The following is a 22223-nucleotide window of genomic DNA, read 5'->3' on the forward strand; positions in this document are numbered from 1 at the left end:
CCTCCAGGAGCTTGCCCATGGCCTCGCCAGCCCTTCGTCATTTTCTACCCCGATTCGGCGCTGCCGCCGCTGCGGCAAGTTTCCTGAGCCTCGCTGGCTGTCAGTTGGGCGGCGGTGATCCCGAGACCGTATTGCCTGCTTCCGGGACTTTCCCGCTCAAAGGGCTGGCGCAGAACGTTTCTGTGCGGCGCAACAACATGGGCATGCCGCTGATAGAAAGCAGCAGCTACCACGACGCCCTGTTCACTCTGGGCTATGTGCATGCGGGAGATCGAATAGGCCAGATGCTCGGCATGCGCCTGCTGGCGCAAGGCCGTCTGTCGGAAATGGCCGGCGCGGATGCACTGGAAGTCGACCGCCTGATGCGCTCGGTCAATCTCAAGCAGAACGCCAGCGATTTATATAACGCCGCCTCCCCTCGTTTGAAACGGTTCTTCGATGTCTATGCCCGTGGCGTGAACGCTTACCTGTTCCGTTACCGCGACAAGCTGCCCGCCGATGTCGCCAACTCGGGTTACAAGCCGGAGTACTGGAAGCCGGAAGACTCGGCACTGATCTTCAGCCTGCTCAATTTCAGCCTGTCGGTGAATCTCCAGGAAGAACTGTCGGCGCTGGTACTGGCGCAGAAAGTCGGGGCGGACAAGCTCGCTTGGCTGCTGCCCACCTACCCCGACGAAGAGTTGCCATTTGCCGAAGCCGACAAGCTCAAGGGCCTGAACCTGAACAATCAGGTCACCGGCCTGAGCGATCTGAACAAGATCGCCTTGCAGCTTTCGGACCTGAACATGCTTGGCGTTGTGGCTTCAAGCAACTGGGCCATCGCGCCACAACGCAGCCGAAGCGGCAAGAGCCTTCTGGCCAGCGACATGCAGCTGCCTGGCGGCCCCGGCTCCGCCTGGAGCTTCGTACAGATCCGCGCACCGAAATATCAGGTGTCCGGTGTATCCATCGCAGGTCTGCCGCTGGTTCTGAGTGGTTTCAACGGCAAGCTGGCGTGGAGCATGAGCAACGTCAAGGGCGATAACCAGGACCTGTTTCTGGAGAAGATCAAACGCGAAGGCAATCGCGTCTCTTATATGGCAGACGGCAAATGGCTGCCGGCAACCGCCCATCAGGAGACCTTTCTGGTCAAGGGTGGCAGTCCGCTTCGCGAAACCGTTTACGAGACCCGGCATGGCGCGCTGCTCAACGCATCCGCAACACCACCGGGCAATGGCTTGAGCCTGGCGCTGCAAGTTCCGAGTTTCAAGGACGACAAGAGCCTGGACGCGTTCTTCGATCTGTCCCGCGCGCCTAATGTCGAGAAGGCCTTCGACACCAGTCGCGAAATTCGTGCGATCACCCTGAACATGATCTTCGCTGATGCTTCGAACATTGGCTGGCAGGTCACCGGCCGCTTCCCGAATCGCCGTGAAGGCCAGGGCCTGCTGCCTTCGCCGGGTTGGGATGGCAAGTACGATTGGGACGGTTTCGCCGACTCGATGCTCCATCCCTATGATCAGGACCCACGCCAGGGCTGGCTCGCGGCCGCCAACCAGCGCACGATTCCGAAAGGCTACGGCATGCAGCTCTCCAACTCGTGGGGCTATCCGGAGCGTGCCGAGCGCATCGCCGAACTGGCCAATGGTGGCAAACAAGACCTGCGCAGCACCGTCGCCATGCAATACGATCAGACCACGACGTTTGCCGCCAAACTCAAGACCATGCTCCAGGCACCAGGCATGAGCACACCACTCAAGCAGGCTATCGATGCCTTGCCGGAAGCCGAGCGCAACAAGGCCCGCGAAGCGTTCACTCGCCTGATGGCGTTCGACGGCAAGCTCAGTGCAACCTCGGCTGATGCTGCGTTGTACGAGCTGTTTCTGCAGGAAAGCGCCAGGCAGATTTTCCTTGATGAGCTGGGGCCGGAAACCAGCCCTGCCTGGCAGGCGCTGGTTGCCAACGCCAACTCATCGTATTCGCCGCAAGCCGATCATTTGCTGGGCCGTGATGACAGCCCTTACTGGGATGACCTCAAGACCCCGCAGAAAGAAGACAAGCCGGCCATTCTGGCGCGCAGTCTGGCAGCTGCCATTACCAGCGGCGACAGCCTGCTGGGCAGCGACCACAAGGCCTGGCAATGGGGCAAGCTGCACCGTGACAACTGGACCTCGACCAGTCCGCTCGCCCGGCAGTTGGGTGGCGGCGAGTTCAACCGTGGCGCCACACCAGCAGGCGGTGATCACACCACACTGAACGTGTCCGGTTTCGAATGGGGCAAAGGTTTCGATGCACGCATTGCCCCGGCGCTGCGTATGATCGTCGACTTCAGCCTCGTTGAACCCATGACCGGCATGATCAGCACTGGCCAGTCAGGCAACCCGGCCAGCCCGTATTACGCCAACAGCATCGAGCCATGGCAGAAAGGTCAATACATGTCGATCCCGCTGCAACAGCAAAACTACGAAAAAGGTTACGGTAAGCAACGCCTGACACTCACGCCGGGCAAGTAAGCGCCGAAAACCGGACGCGGAGCGTCCAGAACGGCATACGCACGCGAAGCATGGGCACGATAGTGTTCTTCCGGACACCTATCGTTCCGCTCGCTCCAGCGGGCCTACCCACGCGGAACATGCTCCCGAACGCCTATCGTTCCTACGTTCTGGTATGACCCCCTAACGTTGGACGATAAGTGTTCTGGATAATGCTCTCGCGCCTCGTGCCCGGTAGCGCACGCGCAAACTCCCCGAACTTCCAGACTCGCACCGGCTCATAGCTAACAAGCCCATCCATACGGTTACCCCATGGATCTTGTCGTTGCCCGCCCCGAAGGTTTGTACTGCCCCCCCGGTGATTTCTATATCGATCCATGGCGTCCAGTCGAACGGGCAGTGATCACCCACGCCCATGGCGACCACGCCCGTACGGGCAATCAGCATTATCTGTCGGCCGCCAGTGGCGAAGGGATTCTTCGCTCGCGCCTCGGGCAGGACATCAACCTGCAGACCCTCGAATACGGCGAAACCATTACCCATCACGGGGTAAAACTCAGTCTGCACCCGGCTGGACACGTATTGGGGTCCGCACAGGTGCGGCTCGAATACGAAGGCGAAGTCTGGGTTGCTTCCGGAGATTACAAAGTGGAGCCGGATGGCACCTGCGCGGCCTTCGAGCCTGTGCGCTGCCACACCTTTATTACCGAGTCGACCTTCGGCCTGCCGATCTACCGCTGGGCTCCGCAGTCGCAGATTTTCGAAGGCATCAACCAGTGGTGGCGCGCCAATGCGGCCCAAGGCAAGGCCAGCGTGCTATTCGCTTATTCGTTCGGCAAGGCTCAGCGCATTTTGCACGGCATCGACTCCCAGATCGGACCGATTCTGGTCCACGGTGCCGTCGAACCGCTGAACCGTGTGTATCGCGAAGGCGGCATCCGTATCCCGGAAACCCAATACGCGGGTGACTTCAAGAAGACCGACCCGGCCTTGCGCCAGGCGCTGATCCTCGCCCCGCCGTCGGCAGGAGGCAGCAGCTGGATGAAACGCTTCGGCGAGTACAGCGATGCCTTCGCCAGCGGCTGGATGATGCTGCGCGGCACAAGACGTCGGCGTGGTGTGGATCGGGGCTTTGTGCTGTCCGATCACGCTGACTGGCCGGGCTTACTGTGGGCGATCGAGCAGACCGGTGCCGAACGGGTCATGGTGACCCACGGTTCGGTCGGGATACTGGTGCGTTATCTGCGCGAACTGGGCTTGGACGCTCAGGGCTTCAGCACCGAGTACGGCGATGAAGAGGATACCAACCCGGCAACCGCCGAGCCTGAGGCGGCGGCAACGGGCGAGGCTCAGTCATGAAAGCCTTCGCGGAACTCTACGCTCGGCTGGACGCCACCACGTCAAGCAACGCCAAACTGGCCGCAATGCGCGACTATTTCGAAAAGGCACCGGCAGAGGACGCGGCCTGGGCGGTGTATTTCCTGTCCGGTGGACGCCCACGGCAGTTGGTGCCGACCCGCGTATTACGCGAACAGGCAATGACCCTCGCACAGCTGCCCGAGTGGCTGTTCGAAGAAAGCTATCAGGCCGTCGGCGACCTGGCGGAGACGTTGTCGCTGTTGTTGCCTCAGGCCGACCACAACAATGAAGAAGGTCTGGCCACCTGGATGGAAGACAAACTGCTGCCGTTGCGCGGTATGCCGCCTGAAGACCTGGCCGCACGCTTGCCGATGTTCTGGTCGCAACTGGACCGCAGCAGCCTGATGGTCTGCATCAAGCTGATCACCGGCAGCTTCCGGGTCGGCGTGTCGAAACTGCTGGTTACCCGCGCACTGGCTGCATTGGCGGACATCGACAGCAAGCGTGTCGCGCAGCGGCTGGTCGGTTATACCGACCTGTCGCATCGGCCCAGCGCTGAACGCTATTTGAAACTCATTGCGCCCGAATCCGAAGATGAGCATGCACAACGTGGTGGCCAACCCTACCCCTTTTTTCTTGCTCACTCCTTGCAGCAGCCTGCCGATCAGTTCGAGGATTTGCTCGGGTCGGCCGAGAACTGGCAAGTGGAATGGAAGTGGGACGGTATTCGTGCGCAACTGGTCAAACGTGACGGACGCTTGTGGATCTGGTCCCGCGGCGAGGAACTGGTGACCGACCGTTTCCCCGAGCTGCACAACCTGGTGCAGTGCCTGCCCGACGGCACGGTGATCGATGGCGAAATCGTAGTCTGGAAAGCCCCCGATCCCGTCCCTGACGGCAGCGCGGAATTTGCATTGAAATTGAACGGTGATGCCCCTGCGTCGGCACCTTCTGTCCAGCCATTCGCCCTGCTGCAACAAAGGATCGGCCGCAAGACCCTGGGCAAGAAGATCCTCGCCGATGTGCCCGTGGTGGTGCTGGCTTATGACTTGCTCGAATGGCAGGGCGATGACTGGCGCAGTCGTCCGCAATACCAGCGCCGCTCGCAACTGGAGGCGTTGATTGAAAGCTGCCGAAGCGAGGTGCTGATGCCCTCCCCGGTGCTTACCGGCAAGGATTGGCTCGATCTGGCAGCCCAGCGCGAGGCCTCTCGCAGCCTGGGCGTCGAGGGCATGATGCTCAAGGCTCGCGACTCGCTCTACGGCGTCGGGCGCACCAAGGACATGGGCGTATGGTGGAAATGGAAAATCGATCCCTTCAGTGTCGATGCCGTGCTGATCTACGCGCAACGCGGTCACGGACGACGTGCCAGCTTGTACAGCGATTACACATTTGCGGTGTGGGACGGCCCGCCCGAGGCCAGTGAGCGCACACTGGTACCGTTTGCCAAAGCCTACTCGGGGCTGACCGATGAGGAAATGCGCAAGGTCGACGCCATCGTTCGGAAAACTACTGTGGAAAAGTTCGGCCCGGTCAGCAGTGTCACGCCGACGCTGGTGTTTGAGTTGGGCTTCGAGGGCATCGCTCTGTCCAAGCGCCACAAGAGCGGTATTGCGGTGCGTTTCCCGCGCATGCTGCGCTGGCGACAGGACAAACCGGTCGCCGAAGCTGACAGCCTGGCGACGTTACAGGACCTGCTGAACTGACGCCCTATAAAAGGGCGCCCGGATTCACGCGCACCATTTTGAAACACTTCATTCTGAAAACGCGCTGTTGCCCGCTTGAGAGTGCTTCTTTCGTTACCAATCTGCCGCTCGCCCAAGGCTGAACGCAGCGTGGCTTTTGCCTTAAAGCAAAACATTCTGTTCATAAACGCGCCAAGGCGGCAGATTGCCAGCCGTTTATACGAAATAGCGACAACGCCTTACATTTCAAACGCACGTTCATCGCTCTGGTTCGGAAATTGCTACCTTCTGCCAGTCTGGCACTCGCCGGTAGCAAGCTTCGCGTGATCCCAATGCCCCATTTAAGGTTTTAAGGACTGAACAATGAAAAAAGCATGGCTGACTCTTTCTGCACTGGCTCTGTGCCTCGCCGCCGGTAACTCGATGGCCAAGGAATACAAGGAACTGCGCTTCGGCGTTGATCCATCCTATGCGCCGTTTGAATCCAAAGCCGCCGACGGCAGCCTGGTCGGTTTCGATATCGATCTGGGCAACGCGATCTGCAAAGAGTTGAAAGTCACCTGCAAATGGGTTGAAAGCGATTTCGACGGCATGATCCCTGGCCTCAAGGCACGCAAGTTCGACGGCGTGATCTCTTCGATGACCGTGACCCCTGCTCGTGAAAAAGTCATCGACTTCTCCAATGAACTGTTCTCCGGCCCGACCTCTCTGGTGTTCAAAAAAGGCGCAGCCTTTAGCGCTGACCCGGCCAGCCTGAAGGGCAAAACCGTAGGCTATGAGCAAGGCACCATTCAGGAAGCCTACGCCAAGGCCGTACTGGACAAGGCCGGTGTGACCACCAAGGCCTACGCCAATCAGGATCAGGTTTACGCTGACCTGACGTCCGGTCGTCTGGACGCTTCGATTCAGGACATGCTGCAAGCCGAGCTGGGTTTCCTGAAGTCGCCTGCAGGTGCTGATTACGAAGTCAGCCAGCCCATCGAAAGCCCTCTGCTGCCAGCCAAGACCGCCATCGGCATCGCCAAGGGCAACAAAGAGCTGAAAGCGCTTCTGGATAAAGGTATCAAGGCGCTGCACGATGACGGCACCTATGCTGAAATCCAGAAAAAGCATTTTGGCGATCTGAACCTGTACAGCGGCAAATAACACCCCGACGCCCATCGATTTCGGCGATGATTCGCCGCCCAATCCATGGGCGTCCCTGTTTTTGAACGCAAGGCCTATCCATGCTCGATGCACTCATGCAAAACCTGGGACTCTCGGCGTTCAGCCTGAAGGGCTTTGGCCCGCTGTTGCTGGAAGGCACCTGGATGACCATCAAACTGGCTGTGCTGTCGCTGGCTCTGAGCATTTTGCTCGGGTTGGTCGGGGCCAGCGCCAAACTGTCGAGCTCGGCGCTGCTGCGCGTGCCGGCACAGATTTACACCACACTGATCCGGGGCGTACCGGACTTGGTGTTGATGCTGCTGATTTTCTACAGCCTGCAAACCTGGCTGACCATGCTGACCGACGCCATGGAATGGGAATACATCGAAATCAACCCGTTCGGCGCAGGCGTCATCACTTTGGGCTTCATCTACGGCGCTTACTTCACCGAGACATTTCGCGGTGCGATTCTGTCGGTGCCTCGCGGTCAGATAGAAGCGGCGACCGCATATGGACTGAAACGCGGCCAGCGGTTTCGTTACGTCGTGTTTCCGCAAATGATGCGTTACGCACTTCCGGGTATCGGCAATAACTGGCAGGTGCTGCTCAAGGCGACCGCGCTGGTCTCCATCATCGGTCTGGCCGATCTGGTCAAGGCCTCGCAGGACGCCGGCAAGAGCACCTACCAACTGTTTTACTTTCTGGTACTGGCGGCATTGATCTACCTGCTCATCACCAGCGCTTCGAATTTCGCCCTGCGTTGGGCTGAACGGCATTACGCCGCAGGCAGCCGGGAGGCACAGCGATGATCGAACTGCTGCAGGAATACTGGAAACCCTTCCTTTATACGGATGGCGTCAATGTCACCGGTCTGGCCATGACCATGTGGCTGCTCAGTGCCTCCATCGCCATCGGCTTCTGCGTGTCGATCCCGCTGTCGATTGCGCGGGTGTCGAAAAACCGCTGGGTGCGCTGGCCGGTGCAGCTTTACACCTACCTGTTTCGCGGTACGCCCCTCTATATACAGTTGCTGATCTGCTACACCGGTATTTACAGCATCGCTGCGGTGCGTGAACAGCCCATGCTTGACGCGTTCTTTCGCGATGCGATGAACTGCACGATCCTGGCCTTCACCCTGAACACCTGCGCCTACACCACAGAAATCTTTGCCGGTGCCATCCGCAGCATGGCCCACGGTGAAGTAGAGGCGGCCAAAGCCTACGGCCTGACTGGCTGGAAGCTGTACGCCTACGTGATCATGCCGTCGGTGCTGCGACGTTCGCTGCCGTATTACAGCAATGAAGTGATTCTGATGTTGCACTCCACCACTGTGGCCTTCACCGCCACGGTGCCGGACATACTGAAAGTGGCGCGGGATGCCAACTCGGCCACCTTCATGACGTTCCAGTCCTTCGGTATCGCCGCCGTCATGTACCTGACCGTGACGTTCATTCTGGTCGGACTTTTCCGCCTTGCCGAACGCCGCTGGCTGGCCTTTCTCGGCCCGGCCCATTAATCAGGACTGAACATGCGCCATCTCACACACGACTTGCTGTCGCCGGTGCCCGGCACGGGCCGGCAAATCCACAGCTTTCATTACGGCCCGCAGAGTGGTTCCGGCAAAGTCTATATCCAGGCATCGCTGCATGCCGACGAACTGCCAGGCATGCTGGTTGCCTGGTATCTGAAGCAACGTCTGGCCGAGCTGGAAAGTGCCGGTCGCCTGCTGGGTGAAATCGTCGTAGTGCCAGTCGCCAACCCGATCGGTCTGGAGCAGGTCCTGATGGACACGCCGCTGGGCCGCTACGAGCTGGAAAGCGGACAAAACTTCAACCGCTGGTTCAGCGACCTCGGCACTCAAGTGGGCGATGATATCGAAGCCCGGCTGACTGCCGATGCTGAACAAAACCGTTCTCTGGTGCGTGATAGCCTGCTGGCGGCGTTGAATAGCCTGGCCGCGACCACCCAGTTGCAATCGCTGCGCCTGACCCTGCAACGCCTGGCTTGCGACGCCGACATGGTGCTGGACCTGCACTGTGATTTCGAGTCGGTAGAGCACGTGTACACCACGCCCGAAGCCTGGCCGAAAGTCGAGCCGCTGTCGCGCTATCTGGGTGCGCAAGCCAACCTGCTGGCGACCGACTCGGGCGGACAGTCGTTCGATGAATGCTTCACGCTGGTCTGGTGGCAGTTGCAGCAACGCTTCGGTCAGCGCTTTCCGATCCCCATGGGAAGCTTCTCGGTGACACTGGAACTGCGTGGGCAAGGCGATGTAAACCATGCTCTCGCCAGCCGCGACTGTCAGGCAATCATTCATTACCTGATCGATGCCGGCATCATCGACGGTGAGCGACAGCCACTCCCTGAACTGCTCTACCCCGCTACGCCACTGGCTGCCGTCGAGCCGCTGGCGACGCCGGTCGGCGGCCTGCTGGTGTTCTGCGCAATGCCCGGTGAGCACGTCGAAGCCGGCCAGCTGATTGCAGAGGTCATCGACCCGATCAGCGACACCGTTACCGGTATCCATGCCTTGAATGCGGGCCTGCTGTATGCGCGCTCGCTGCGCCGCATGGCGACTGCCGGCATGGTCATTGCGCACATCGCCGGCACCCGGGCCTATCGCAGCGGCTATCTACTTTCTCCTTGAGGACCTGTCATGTACAAACTGACCATCGATGGCCTGCACAAAAGCTATGGCGACAACAAAGTGCTCAAAGGCGTATCGCTCAAGGCCAGCAGCGGTGACGTGATCTGCCTGATCGGTGCCAGCGGCTCCGGCAAGAGTACCTTTCTGCGCTGCATCAATTTTCTCGAACAGCCCAATGACGGCGCGATGAGCCTGGATGGCAAGCAAGTGCGCATGGTCAGCGACAAGGACGGGATGCGTGTTGCCGACCCGGACGAGTTGCAGCGCATCCGCACGCGCCTGGCGATGGTGTTTCAGCACTTCAACCTGTGGGCGCACATGACCGTGCTGGAAAACATCACCATGGCACCGCGCCGGGTACTGGGCGTTCCCAAGGCCGAAGCCGAGGCTCGCGCGCGCAAGTACCTGGAAAAAGTCGGGCTGCCGGAACGCGTTGCCGATCAGTACCCGGCATTCCTCTCCGGCGGCCAGCAACAGCGCGTGGCGATTGCACGGGCGCTGGCGATGGAGCCGGAAATCATGCTGTTCGACGAACCGACTTCGGCGCTGGACCCGGAACTGGTCGGTGAAGTGCTGAAGGTCATTCAGGGCCTGGCCGAAGAAGGTCGGACCATGATTCTGGTCACCCACGAGATGGGCTTTGCGCGCAAGGTTGCAAGTCAGGTGGTGTTCCTGCACCAGGGCCAGATCGAAGAATCCGGCCATCCGGACGAGGTGCTCAACAACCCTAAAAGCGAGCGCTTGCAGCAGTTTTTGAGCGGCAATCTGAAGTAGCGGTTTTTGTGTATGAAGCCGCAAATGCCCAGTAACCGGAACTGAAATATACGTGACTATCGTCCCCACGCTCCAGCGTGGGAATGCGTTTCACGACGCTGCGCGTTATAAAAGAACGCAGAACGTCCAGAACTGCGTGTCGACGCGGAGCATCGGCACGAGAGTTGTTCCGGCCACATAACCATTTAAAACTATTACCCTTTCTCCGCTGTCTCTGACTTAACCCCCCCCTCAGAGCACACGCAAACGGATGAGCAGACCCACCGATTTCGCTCGACGATGGTTTCTCGCCCGGGGCTGGAAGCCGTTCGCTTTCCAGAAGGAGGTCTGGGCAGCAGTCAAAAAGGGCGAGTCCGGCCTGCTGCACGCCAGCACCGGCGCGGGCAAAACCTATGCGGTATGGTTTGCTGCACTTAATCGCTTTGCCAAAGCCAATACGCCTGTCGCCGACGACAAGCCCCGCAAACGCAAACCGCCCGCTGCTCCGTTGAGCGTGCTGTGGATCACGCCCATGCGCGCCCTGGCCGCCGATACCGCTCGCGCGCTTGAAGCGCCGTTGGCAGAGCTGGATATTCCGTGGTCGGTAGGCTTGCGCACCGGCGATACCAGCGGCAGTGAACGTGCCCGCCAGAGCCGGCGGCTGCCCTCCACATTGATCACTACCCCCGAAAGCCTGACGCTGCTGCTGACCCGTGCCGACGCGCAGGTCGCGTTATCGACGCTGAACATGGTGGTGGTGGACGAGTGGCATGAACTGATCGGCAACAAGCGTGGGGTTCAGTTGCAACTTGCTCTGGCACGCTTGAGGCGCTGGAACCCGCAACTGATCGTGTGGGGCATATCGGCAACGCTTGGAAATCAGCAACACGCACAGCAAGTGCTGATCGGCGAAAGCGGTGTGACGGTGCAAGGCAAAATCGTCAAGGATCTGCAAGTCGATACGCTCCTGCCGCCCGCCATTGAACGCTTTCCATGGGCCGGGCACATGGGCCTGCGCATGTTGCCGCAGGTCGTAGCCGAAGTGGAGAGCAGCGCCAGTTGCCTGGTGTTCACCAACACGCGTGCACAATCGGAAATCTGGTATCAGGCGCTGCTGGAGGCACGTCCCGACTGGGCCGGTCTGATTGCCCTGCATCATGGGTCGCTGGCCCGAGAGGTACGCGACTGGGTTGAACGTGCATTGAAAGAAGGCGCGCTGAAAGCGGTGGTGTGCACATCCAGCCTGGACTTGGGCGTGGACTTTCTGCCGGTCGAGCGCGTTCTGCAGATCGGCTCGCCCAAAGGCGTCGCACGTTTGATGCAGCGCGCGGGGCGCTCCGGGCACGCACCTGGACGCCCTTCGCGTGTCACGCTGGTGCCGACGCATAGCCTGGAACTGGTCGAAGCCGCTGCCGCCCACGACGCCGTAGAAGCACGGATGATCGAGCCGCGTGAATCACCCTCTCAGCCGCTGGACGTGCTGGTCCAGCATCTGGTCAGTATCGCGCTGGGCGGTGGCTTCCTGCCCGATGAGTTACTGACCGAGGTGCGCAGCGCCTGGGCCTACCGTTACCTCAGCGACGAGCAGTGGCAGTGGGCACTGGCTTTCGTGCGTAACGGTGGCCACTCGCTGACCGCCTACCCCGATTACCGCCGTGCCGAGCCGGACGAACAGGGTGTCTGGCGTGTTCCCGATGCACGCCTCGCCAGACGACATCGCATGAGTGTCGGCACCATCGTCAGCGAAGCCACGGTCAACCTGAAATACTGGAAAAAAGGCGGCGGTGGCGGCTCGCTTGGCAGTGTCGAAGAGGGTTTTATCGCCCGACTCAAACCCGGTGACGGCTTTCTGTTCGGCGGGCGTTTGCTGGAGCTGGTCCGGGTGGAAAACATGACGGCCTATGTCAAGCGGGCCACGGGCAAGAAAGCCGCCGTACCACGCTGGAACGGTGGGCGAATGCCCTTGTCCAGCGAACTGGCGGACGCAGTGGTGGAGAAGTTCGACGCTGCGGCGCGGGGTGAATTCAATAGCCTGGAAATGCAAGCGATCAAACCGTTGCTGGAAGTCCAGCAGCAGTGGTCAGGGTTGCCGCGACGTGACACGCTGCTGGCTGAAACCCTTAAGTCCCGCGAAGGCTGGCACCTGTTCCTCTATCCCTTCGCCGGCCGTCACGTGCATCTGGGGCTGGGTAGCCTGCTGGCTTGGCGCTTGAGCCGGCATCGGCCGCTGACTTTCTCCATCGCCGTCAACGATTACGGCCTGGAGCTGCTCAGCGCCAGCGAGATTGACTGGGCTCAGGCGTTACGCGCCGAGCTGTTCAGCGAAACCGACCTGCTAGCTGACATTATTGCCAGCCTGAATGCAGGCGAACTGGCCCTGCGGCGCTTTCGCGAAATTGCCCGTATCTCCGGGCTGGTGTTTTCCGGCTACCCCGGTGCGGCGAAAAGCAATCGGCAACTGCAGGCATCCAGCGGGCTATTCTTCGAGGTGTTCAAGCAATACGACGCTGACAACATGCTGCTGACTCAAGCCGAGCAGGAGGTGTTGCGCCAGGAGCTGGACCTGCAACGCCTGGAACTGACGTTGCGCCAGATCAACAGCCGCACGCTGGACCTGCACGCGATAAAGCGCGCGACCCCGCTGGCCTTTCCATTACTGGTCGAACGCTTTCGCGAAAGTCTCAGTTCGGAAAAACTCGCCGACCGCATTGCGCGCATGGTCCGCGATCTGGAGAAGGCCGCAGGCCCGGAGCATGAACAATGAAGCCGCACCAGGCTGTCACGCTGGCGGGAGAAGAACTTTGGTTGCTGGCCGACAAGGCCATCTACTATCCCGCCGAACGGTCTTTGCTGATTGCCGATGCGCACTTCGGCAAGGCCGCTGCCTATCGCAAGCTTGGCCAGCCGGTGCCACACGGCACCACGCAGGCCAATCTGCGACGACTCGACAGCTTATTAAATGCCTATTCCTGTGATCATATGATCTTTCTGGGCGACTTTCTCCACGCGCCGGAATCGCATGCAGTGGGGACGCTGGCGGCACTGGAGCAATGGCGGACAGAACGCCCGAAGCTGCGCATCACCCTGATCCGCGGCAATCACGACAAGCGGGCAGGCGATCCTCCGGCTTATCTGGACATCGATGTGGTCCCGGAGCCCTTGAAACTGGGCCCATTTGCCCTCCAGCACGAACCCGATCCACACCCTGATCTGCACGTACTGGCCGGTCACGTTCACCCGGTGTATCGGCTGCACGGGCGTGGCCGGCAAAGCCTGCGGCTGGCCTGTTTCTACCTGGGTCAGCGCATCAGTCTGCTGCCAGCGTTCGGCGAATTTACGGGCGGGTTTCGAATTGAGCCAACGGAGGGTAGTTCTGTCTATGTGACAGGTGGGGACGCAGTGTGGCGGGTCGTCTAGCCGCACAACGTCTGGCCGTGAGACACGGGCATGAACACGCCCGCTTCCTGTGAATGGAAGCAGGCGTTTACAAGTCAGGCAACAGGGGCAGGTGGTGGCTCGTCCGGTACGGTCGGAATGCCGGGCTCGACAGGCGGCTCAGCTACGTCAGGTGATGGGTGACCCGGAATCCCGCCGCCGACCATATTCAATTCGGGAAGCAGGTCCGAGTGGGCCATCAATGACCAGGCGAGCAACCCGATCTCGTTAAGCGGAGATTGAACCTGTTCAGAGATTTTGAAAGTAGTCATCATAGGGCACTCCAGATCAAAGGCCGTCGCAGGTAATGATTATGCGAAAGCATGTGAGCAGATAGAGTGCGAAATAGAGTATTAATTCAATCCCACTAATCACCTGACCTGCAAATCAGGTGCGCGGCAGGGTGACACCACGCTGGCCCTGGTATTTGCCGCCTCGATCCTTGTAGGACACTTCACATTCCTCGTCGGACTCAAGGAACAGCATCTGTGCCACGCCTTCATTGGCGTAGATCTTGGCCGGCAATGTCGTGGTGTTGGAAAACTCCAGCGTCACATGGCCTTCCCATTCCGGCTCAAGCGGCGTGACGTTGACGATGATGCCACAGCGCGCGTAGGTGCTTTTGCCCAGGCAGATGGTCAGCACGTTACGCGGAATTCGGAAATATTCGACGGTGCGCGCCAGTGCGAACGAGTTGGGAGGAATGATGCACACGTCGCTCTTGATATCGACAAAGCTTTTTTCATCGAAGTTTTTCGGGTCGACCGTGGCCGAATTGATGTTGGTGAACACCTTGAATTCGTCGGCGCAACGCACGTCGTAGCCGTAGCTGGATACGCCGAAGGAGATCACCCGATCAGCACCTTCACCACGTACCTGGCGCTCGACGAAGGGCTCGATCATCCCGTGTTCCTGCGCCATGCGGCGAATCCACTTGTCCGATTTGATGCTCATGGCGGTGTCCTGAATAGCGAGGTAAAAAAGATAACCGGCATCTTACCGGGCCGGGGCCGACGGTTCAAAGGCAACCGATAGCGAGTTGGCGTGACGGGCAATGCTCTTTCGCTGCGAATGGAAATAATCATCAACAGACCATTGGCACGTTCGGAAAAAAGGGTTAAGGTGGCGTCACTGTGTTGCTTGTGTCACTGAGAATCTCTACACGATGTTGAATTTCGATCCAACCATCTCCATGAATTTTCCAGCTCTTTGCACTCAGTCTCGGCCAGGGCTCTTCCTACGCCGCAGTTAACTTTGTCCAAGGAGATATACTATGTCCAATCGCCAAACTGGTACCGTTAAGTGGTTCAACGATGAAAAAGGCTTCGGCTTCATCACTCCACAATCCGGTGACGACCTGTTCGTGCACTTCAAAGCTATCCAATCCGACGGCTTCAAAAGCCTGAAAGAAGGCCAACAGGTTTCTTTCATCGCTACCCGCGGTCAGAAAGGCATGCAAGCTGAAGAAGTTCAAGTTATCTAACTTGTACTGATTCGCTTAAAAACCCCGCTCTCAAAAGCGGGGTTTTTTATCGCCTGTGTTTTGATCACATCCTGCTGAGCGTTCGCTACGCATCACGCCAGCGAGAGGGAAGCCGCCCGCTCGTCTCCCCTCGATATGATCGCTATACCGTCAGTCGTCACTTACAGAAATGGTCGGCATCGCCGGGCTTGCAGCTTCCTGCAAGACAATTCGCGCACCAACGTGCCTTGCCAGCTCCTGATACACCATCGCAATCTGACTTTCCGGCTCGGCAATCGCCGTAGGCTTGCCGCCATCTGCCTGTTCGCGAATCAGCATCGACAACGGCAACGAAGCCAGCAGCTCGACATCGTACTGCGATGCCAGCTTCTCGCCGCCGCCTTCACCGAACAGATGCTCGGCATGACCGCAGTTGGAACAGATATGCACTGCCATGTTTTCCACAACGCCCAGCACCGGAATGTTGACCTTGCGGAACATCTCGACACCTTTCTTCGCATCCAGCAGCGCCAGATCCTGAGGCGTAGTGACAATGACAGCACCTGCAACCGGAACCTTCTGTGCCAGCGTCAACTGGATATCGCCCGTGCCAGGCGGCATGTCGATAACCAGATAGTCCAGATCGTTCCAAGCAGTCTGAGTGACCAGTTGCAGCAGCGCCCCCGACACCATCGGCCCGCGCCAGACCATCGGCGTATTGTCATCGGTCAGAAAGGCCATCGACATCACGTCGATGCCGTGAGCCTCGATCGGCACAAACCACTTCTGATCCTTGATCTTCGGCCGTGTACCTTCGGCAATACCGAACATAACGCCCTGACTCGGCCCATAAATATCCGCATCGAGAATACCGACCCGTGCGCCTTCGCGAGACAACGCCAGTGCCAGATTGGCCGCAGTGGTGGATTTGCCGACACCGCCCTTGCCCGACGCCACAGCCACGATGTTTTTCACATTAGCGAGGCCGGGAATCTGGCTCTGAGCCTTGTGCGCGCCGATCACGCTTTTAACGGCAACCGTGGCCGAACTGACCCCGTCGAGATTCTCGATGGCAGTTTTAAGCACCTGCGCCCAGCCGTTCCTGAACAGGTCGGCGGCGTAGCCCAATTCGAGTTGCACGCTGACCTGCGCGCCCTGAATATCGATGGACCGGACGCAACCGGCAGTGACCGGATCCTGATTCAGGTAGGGGTCGGTGTACTGGCGAAGAATCGTCTCCACCGCTGCGCGATTGACTGCGCTCATGGGCTTACTCCGTAAAAGACTGACTGGAACAGCCGGCTATCGTACCTGTTCTGCCAGCAGCCGGCATGATTTCACTGAGCAATGCCCGACTGCTCAAGAGTATTCCCACAACCGCACGGGTGAAAAAAGTTGTGCAGACCTTTATAGTGGCCGGTCTCCGTTTCACTTCAAGTAGCCGAGCCCCATGTCCGAGCCACGCAAGATTCTCGTTACCAGCGCCCTGCCCTATGCCAATGGTTCCATTCACCTTGGCCACATGCTCGAGTACATCCAGACCGACATGTGGGTGCGCTTTCAGAAGCACCGCGGCAATCAATGCATCTATGTCTGCGCGGACGACGCTCACGGCTCGGCAATCATGCTGCGCGCTGAAAAGGAAGGCATTACGCCAGAGCAACTGATCGCCAACGTCAAGGCCGAGCACAGCGCCGACTTTACCGATTTTCTGGTCGACTTCGACAACTTCCACTCGACGCACTCGGACGAAAACCGTGAGCTGTCGAGCATGATCTACACGCGCCTGCGCGATGCAGGTCATATCGCGACGCGTTCGGTCACCCAGTATTTCGACCCGGAAAAGAATATGTTTCTGGCCGACCGCTTCATCAAGGGCACCTGCCCGAAATGTGCGGCCGAGGACCAGTACGGCGACAACTGTGAAAAGTGTGGCGCAACCTACGCCCCGACAGACCTGAAAGACCCCAAATCGGCGATTTCGGGTGCCACTCCGGTCCTCAAGGATTCGAAGCACTTCTTCTTCGATCTGCCCGCGTTCGACGCAATGCTCAAGAGCTGGACGCGCAGCGGCACGTTGCAGGACGCCGTCGCCAACAAGATCGCCGAATGGCTGGACAGCGGCCTTCAGCAGTGGGACATCTCCCGCGATGCGCCGTACTTCGGCTTTGAAATCCCCGACGAACCGGGCAAATACTTTTACGTATGGCTGGATGCACCGATCGGCTACATGGCCAGCTTCAAGAACCTGTGCGCGCGCCGTCCGGATCTGGACTTCGACGCGTACTGGGAAAAGGGAGCGACCACAGAGCTCTATCACTTCATCGGCAAGGATATCGTCAACTTCCATGCCCTGTTCTGGCCCGCCATGCTGGAAGGCGCAGCGTTGCGTACGCCGACTGCTATCAATGTGCACGGCTACCTGACCGTCAACGGCCAGAAGATGTCGAAATCGCGCGGCACCTTCATCAAGGCGCGCACCTACCTGGATCACCTGCCGCCCGAGTACCTGCGCTATTACTATGCGTCCAAGCTGGGTCGTGGCGTCGACGATCTGGACCTGAACCTTGAAGACTTCGTACAAAAGGTCAATTCCGATCTGATCGGCAAGGTAGTGAACATTGCCAGCCGTTGCGCGGGGTTCATTCACAAGGGCAACGCTGGCGTGATGGTGGACACCAACGCAGCGCCAGAGCTGACCGATGCGTTTCTGGCTGCAGCACCGAGCATTGCCGACGCCTACGAAGCCCGAGACTTCGCCCGCGCCATGCGCGAGACAATGGCGCTGGCAGATCGCGCCAATGCCTACATTGCGGAAAAGGCACCCTGGGCGCTGGCCAAACAGGAAGGCAAACAGGATGAAGTCCAGGCAGTCTGTGCGCTGGGTATCAACCTGTTCCGCCAACTGGTCATTTTCCTCAAACCGGTATTGCCGAACCTGGCTGCCGATGCAGAGAAATTCCTCAACGTCGCGCCCTTGACCTGGGAAGACCACAAGACCTTGCTGGCCAATCATCAGCTCAATCCGTTCTCGGCCCTGATGACCCGGATCGATCCGTTGAAGGTAGAGGCCATGGCCACTGCGTCCAAGGAAGACCTGACCGCTACCGAGACAGCAGACACCGCACCTGCCGGTAATGGCGAGCTGGCCAAAGACCCGCTGTCGGCGGAAATCGACTTTGATACGTTTGCCGCAGTAGACCTGCGCGTCGCGCTGATCCTCAAGGCCGAGCATGTGGAAGGTGCCGACAAGCTGCTGCGCCTGACCCTGGACATCGGCGACGAGCAGCGCAACGTATTTTCCGGCATCAAGAGCGCCTATCCGAACCCGTCCGAGCTCGAGGGCCGTCTGACCATGATGATCGCCAACCTCAAACCACGAAAAATGCGCTTCGGCATTTCTGAAGGCATGGTGATGGCGGCAGGTCCTGGCGGTGAAGAGATCTATCTGCTTAGCCCGGACGCTGGCGCCAAGCCAGGCCAACGCATCAAGTAACCCGCGAAAGGCCCGGTATCCTGTCATCAGGCGGATACCCGGCCTTTGCTATTCGCAAGCTCCCCTGATCTGTCCGATAATGCAGCGCTCTCGATAGACAGAATACCTGTTGGTCAACTGGCAAGATCATGACTGAATTGATTCGCCTGCTTCCCGGCGTGGACCTGATCCGCAGTATCGACGCCCTCCTGCCGCAAACTCAATGTGGCAAGTGCGGCCACTCCGGCTGCAAGCCCTACGCAGAGGGTATTGCTGGCGGTGAAGCCATCAACAAATGCCCACCGGGCGGCGACGAAACAATAGCCAGGTTGGCCGAACTGCTTTCTGTTCCGGTTCTGACGCTTGATATCGAACGCGGTGCAGCGCCTGCGCAAGTGGCTTTCATTCGCGAAGCAGAGTGCATTGGTTGCACCAAATGCATTCAGGCCTGTCCTGTGGATGCCATTATCGGCGCGGCGAAGCTGATGCACACCGTCATTGTCGATGAATGCACAGGCTGTGATCTGTGCGTTGCGCCGTGTCCGGTGGACTGCATTGAAATGCATCCTCTGCCATTGGCGACTGCTGTACCCATCGTAGGTGGCCTGGCACCCACGCCTGAACTGCAAAAAGCTCGTCTGCGCAAGCGCACTCATGCCAGGCTGCGTTTTGAAGCGCGCAATGCACGCCTGCACCGCGAACAACAGACGCGCCTGGCCGAGCGTCTCGCGCGGTCGCAACGCGTCGAATCCGGCAGCGAGTCTGCGCCTGAATCTTTCAGGAAAGACAAGCCTGCCGCGCCAGACGAGGCCTTGAAAAAAGCCCGTATTGCCGTGGCCATGAGCCGCGCGCAGCTTAACAAGTCGCTCAAGGCGTTCGGTCATCCTCCGATTGCGGAACAGGCCGCCAGACTTGTGGAGTTGCAGCACGAATACGAGGCAGCCGAACAGGCACTCGCAGCGCTTGTGACAACGCCCGTAAAGGCTCATTCCGAGGAAAAGTTCTGCCCATGAATGCCGCAAAACGTCAGGAAATCTTTCGCAGGCTGCATGAGGACAATCCGGACCCCAAAACCGAACTGGCCTATACAACGCCTTTTGAGCTGTTGATAGCGGTCATCCTCTCCGCTCAGGCCACTGATGTGAGCGTCAACAAGGCTACGGCAAGGCTGTATCCGGTTGCCAATACGCCACAGGCCATATACGACCTGGGCGTCGAAGGTCTGTCGGAATACATCAAGACAATCGGTCTCTATAACAGCAAAGCCAAAAACGTGATCGAGACCTGCCGGTTGCTGGTGGAATTACATAACGGCGAAGTACCAGAGACCCGGGAAGCACTCGAAGCCTTGCCAGGTGTGGGACGCAAGACTGCCAACGTTGTGCTCAATACAGCTTTTCGCCAGATCGCGATGGCCGTGGACACCCATATCTTCCGCGTCAGCAACCGTACGGGAATCGCGCCAGGAAAAAATGTGGTGGAAGTGGAAAAACAATTGATGAAGTTCGTGCCGAAAAACTATCTGCTTGACGCACATCACTGGTTGATCCTGCACGGGCGCTACGTTTGCCAGGCACGCAAGCCGCGATGCGGCAGTTGCCGTATAGAAGACCTGTGCGATTACAAGGAAAAAACGTCTGACGATTGAGCCGGACAGGGAGTTGCCACCGGGTCGATTGAAAAAATCTTTTTTACCCGCTTGTGGATTGTCGATATAAGAAGCGCCAGAGAGCCCAAGCCCTGGAGTCGACTTCATGAGCACTGACAACGAGCAACTGGACGTGGACGATGACCTTGTCTCCGTCGAACCGGATGAGACCGAACCAGCGACCATCGAGCCGGCAAAGACCAATCTGAGCAAACGACGCACCATCGACAATCTGCTTGAAGAGCGACGCCTGCAAAAGCAGCTGGCCGACTACGACTTCGACTTCTAGACAGACACAACGCCTCAACCGGCATCCCTCTGCCTATCGCATCGTTCAGATAGTTGAAGCCTCTCGCATAAGAGGCTTCAGTGCATGAAATGACTGCTGGAGGCCCGCCCGACACAAATGCACATCACGCACCTGCCCTTTCAAATCCACCTGTTATTCAGACAAGTCCGTTACGCTGGGCAAGCTCAATCAGATCAACCAGCGAGTGCGCGTTGAGCTTGAGCAGCAAACGCGTTTTATAGGTACTGACGGTCTTGTTGCTGAGAAACATACCGTCTGCAATTTCCTTGTTGGTCTTGCCTCTGGCAAGTTGTTGCAGAACCATCATCTCCCTGCCGGACAGCCGGTCAACCATGTCCGACTCGCTTGCGTTCCCCATGCTGGACCTGACGGTGTGCAGCGCCTGGTTGGGAAAGTAGCTGTACCCTGACAATACCGCCTTGATAGCACTGAGCAGCTCGGTCAGGTCCTGCTGCTTGCACACATATCCGGCGGCACCCGCTTGCATGCAGCGCATGGAAAAATGACCCGGTGCCTGAGAAGTCAGAATCAGAACCTTGAACGGCAATGTCATGGCTGACAGACGGGCAATGACCTCCAGCCCGTCGAGCTTGGGGATGCCAATATCAAGGATGACGATATCAGGGAGGTGCTCACGAGCCAGTTGCAACGCATCCACACCGTTGTCAGTCTCCGCAACGACCTCATAACCATGACGTTGCATCAGCATGCGTACAGCAAGGCGAATGACGGGATGATCATCCACGATCAGCACTTTATTCATGGGCAGTCCATTTTTCGCTATTCGAATTTTCAGAGCCAGCACAATAACTTAGTCGTTTACTGCTTTGCATGGCGCTTACCCTTGTGGATCGGCAGCCAAAGACCACTCCTACAATTACAGCAGAAACTTCCTACAAAACTCGGCACGAACGTAAAATTTTTATTAATTCTCATAGAGCCTTCCTTTTCGGAAACTGATGTTTTTTGTTGCTGGCAGCTGTAGCACAAGCATCAAAGCGCTAGTCGGTAAATGCATGCAGCAAGGCCCCGCCGAACTTTTACGCTCAAAAAGACCTTCCCGCAGGTGCTGAAAGTATTGCCGAACTACTTCCGCACCGGTGTCACAAGACGCCCCAAAACATGGCTCATAGCCAGCAAATCAAACGGAAATCCATCGCCTGAATCATTTGAAGGCAGGCCGCAACCTGTAATCACGGAAAAAAGCAGCACTGCCATAAATTTTCGTTGCTTTTCGCCTTCATGCTCACACATCGACATGCTGCGCAGAAAGGCATCACACCCTTTATACGAGGCGTTACCGCTCCGCTTCCCGCCCGATGCATTAACGGATGCCAGTGAATAAAAACCACACATACATACGTACACAGGGATTAAAAATTACACATAGAAAACAGAATTTCGTACAAATATTTATTTAAGGAAAATCCTTACACACACTAAAGAAAAGTCCTACAACCAAGAGTTGCCACCTCAACAGGCGACTTCGTTATGGACTGCCATCGACACACCTTCAAACATCAAGCCTTCGTCCCTCATCTGTCGCAAAATCTTACACACACCATAGCATAACCCTACATCATTCAAGACCATAAAGGCTCTTTCGACAAGTAGCAAATACCATTTTTTATTTCAAATCCAGACACAAGCAATCAAACAGGAAACGTACTACAGGATTCAGGGAAGCAATATAAAAACATGTAAGACTTTATAAAAATCGCAAAACCAATTCCTGCGGCCTTCCATTTTTCACTTGCAAATCTTATTACCAGTCGTTACTTTTTTAACAGCAACTTCATGACTTACTGCACTTTAAAGATGTGCAGCCCTAT

Annotated in this window: 19 protein-coding genes; 15 read left to right on the forward strand and 4 right to left on the reverse strand. The window is 58.1% G+C overall.

The window, feature by feature from the left end:
• Positions 1–17: 17 nt before the first annotated feature.
• The 10 genes from MME58_RS19835 (at position 18) to pdeM (ending at position 13478) form a co-directional block, all read left to right on the forward strand.
• A complete protein-coding gene (locus MME58_RS19835) occupies positions 18–2492 on the forward strand; it encodes a penicillin acylase family protein (protein WP_055006391.1) in 2475 nt (824 codons plus the stop codon).
• 291 nt (positions 2493–2783) lie between these two features.
• Positions 2784–3830 carry a ligase-associated DNA damage response exonuclease gene (locus MME58_RS19840; protein WP_054987222.1) on the forward strand — a complete coding sequence of 349 codons (1047 nt, stop codon included), beginning with the start codon at positions 2784–2786 and terminating at the stop codon, positions 3828–3830.
• A complete protein-coding gene (locus MME58_RS19845) occupies positions 3827–5536 on the forward strand; it encodes an ATP-dependent DNA ligase (protein ID WP_054987221.1) in 1710 nt (569 codons plus the stop codon). Before MME58_RS19840 ends, MME58_RS19845 begins: the two co-directional genes overlap by 4 nt.
• 342 nt (positions 5537–5878) lie before the next feature.
• Positions 5879–6661: a transporter substrate-binding domain-containing protein gene (locus MME58_RS19850; protein WP_054987220.1), complete on the forward strand. Its 783-nt coding sequence runs from the start codon at positions 5879–5881 to the stop codon at positions 6659–6661.
• 80 nt (positions 6662–6741) lie between these two features.
• Positions 6742–7470: an ABC transporter permease gene (locus MME58_RS19855; protein WP_054987219.1), complete on the forward strand. Its 729-nt coding sequence runs from the start codon at positions 6742–6744 to the stop codon at positions 7468–7470.
• A complete protein-coding gene (locus tag MME58_RS19860; protein WP_054987218.1) occupies positions 7467–8177 on the forward strand; it encodes an ABC transporter permease in 711 nt (236 codons plus the stop codon). Before MME58_RS19855 ends, MME58_RS19860 begins: the two co-directional genes overlap by 4 nt.
• A 12-nt stretch (positions 8178–8189) precedes the next feature.
• Entirely contained in the window at positions 8190–9308 is a 1119-nt protein-coding gene (locus MME58_RS19865) for a succinylglutamate desuccinylase/aspartoacylase family protein (RefSeq protein WP_054987217.1), read from the forward strand.
• A 9-nt stretch (positions 9309–9317) separates the two neighbouring features.
• On the forward strand, positions 9318–10082 hold the full coding sequence (locus tag MME58_RS19870; protein ID WP_017683457.1) for an ABC transporter ATP-binding protein: 765 nt from the start codon (positions 9318–9320) through the stop codon (positions 10080–10082).
• A gap of 250 nt (positions 10083–10332) precedes the next feature.
• Positions 10333–12825, forward strand: coding sequence for a ligase-associated DNA damage response DEXH box helicase (locus MME58_RS19875; protein ID WP_055006392.1), 2493 nt, complete (start codon positions 10333–10335; stop codon positions 12823–12825).
• Positions 12822–13478: a ligase-associated DNA damage response endonuclease PdeM gene (gene pdeM, locus MME58_RS19880; protein ID WP_054987214.1), complete on the forward strand. Its 657-nt coding sequence runs from the start codon at positions 12822–12824 to the stop codon at positions 13476–13478. The genes MME58_RS19875 and pdeM overlap by 4 nt, the downstream gene beginning before the upstream one ends.
• Positions 13479–13552: 74 nt before the next feature.
• On the opposite strand, the gene MME58_RS19885 is transcribed toward pdeM, so the two are convergent.
• Positions 13553–13771 (reverse strand): hypothetical protein, encoded by a 219-nt coding sequence (locus MME58_RS19885; RefSeq protein WP_054987213.1) that lies wholly within the window; start codon positions 13769–13771, stop codon positions 13553–13555.
• 112 nt (positions 13772–13883) lie between these two features.
• The gene (gene dcd / locus MME58_RS19890) at positions 13884–14450 is read right to left on the reverse strand and encodes a dCTP deaminase (RefSeq protein ID WP_002554836.1); all 567 of its coding nucleotides are present in this window, start codon (positions 14448–14450) and stop codon (positions 13884–13886) included.
• Positions 14451–14769: 319 nt separating this feature from the next.
• Between dcd and MME58_RS19895 the strand changes: the two genes are divergently transcribed.
• The gene (locus tag MME58_RS19895; RefSeq protein WP_002554837.1) at positions 14770–14979 is read left to right on the forward strand and encodes a cold-shock protein; all 210 of its coding nucleotides are present in this window, start codon (positions 14770–14772) and stop codon (positions 14977–14979) included.
• Between the two features lie 150 nt (positions 14980–15129).
• On the opposite strand, the gene apbC is transcribed toward MME58_RS19895, so the two are convergent.
• Complete coding sequence (gene apbC / locus MME58_RS19900; protein WP_054987212.1) at positions 15130–16224, reverse strand: iron-sulfur cluster carrier protein ApbC; 1095 nt, start codon at positions 16222–16224, stop codon at positions 15130–15132.
• A gap of 184 nt (positions 16225–16408) precedes the next feature.
• On the opposite strand from apbC, the gene metG reads away from it, so the two are divergent.
• The 4 genes from metG to MME58_RS19920 all read left to right on the forward strand — a co-directional run bounded on the left by metG (position 16409) and on the right by MME58_RS19920 (position 20370).
• Positions 16409–18454 (forward strand): methionine--tRNA ligase, encoded by a 2046-nt coding sequence (metG, locus tag MME58_RS19905; RefSeq protein ID WP_055006393.1) that lies wholly within the window; start codon positions 16409–16411, stop codon positions 18452–18454.
• 128 nt (positions 18455–18582) lie between these two features.
• A complete protein-coding gene (gene rsxB / locus MME58_RS19910) occupies positions 18583–19446 on the forward strand; it encodes an electron transport complex subunit RsxB (RefSeq protein ID WP_054987210.1) in 864 nt (287 codons plus the stop codon).
• On the forward strand, positions 19443–20081 hold the full coding sequence (gene nth / locus MME58_RS19915) for an endonuclease III (RefSeq protein WP_054987209.1): 639 nt from the start codon (positions 19443–19445) through the stop codon (positions 20079–20081). Before rsxB ends, nth begins: the two co-directional genes overlap by 4 nt.
• A gap of 106 nt (positions 20082–20187) precedes the next feature.
• On the forward strand, positions 20188–20370 hold the full coding sequence (locus MME58_RS19920; protein ID WP_054987208.1) for a PA3496 family putative envelope integrity protein: 183 nt from the start codon (positions 20188–20190) through the stop codon (positions 20368–20370).
• 157 nt (positions 20371–20527) lie between these two features.
• On the opposite strand, the gene MME58_RS19925 is transcribed toward MME58_RS19920, so the two are convergent.
• Complete coding sequence (locus MME58_RS19925) at positions 20528–21154, reverse strand: response regulator transcription factor (RefSeq protein WP_054987207.1); 627 nt, start codon at positions 21152–21154, stop codon at positions 20528–20530.
• Positions 21155–22223 lie beyond the last annotated feature (1069 nt).

Origin of the sequence: Pseudomonas syringae pv. tagetis (genome assembly GCF_022557255.1) — a bacterium.
GTDB lineage: Bacteria > Pseudomonadota > Gammaproteobacteria > Pseudomonadales > Pseudomonadaceae > Aquipseudomonas > Aquipseudomonas caricapapayae.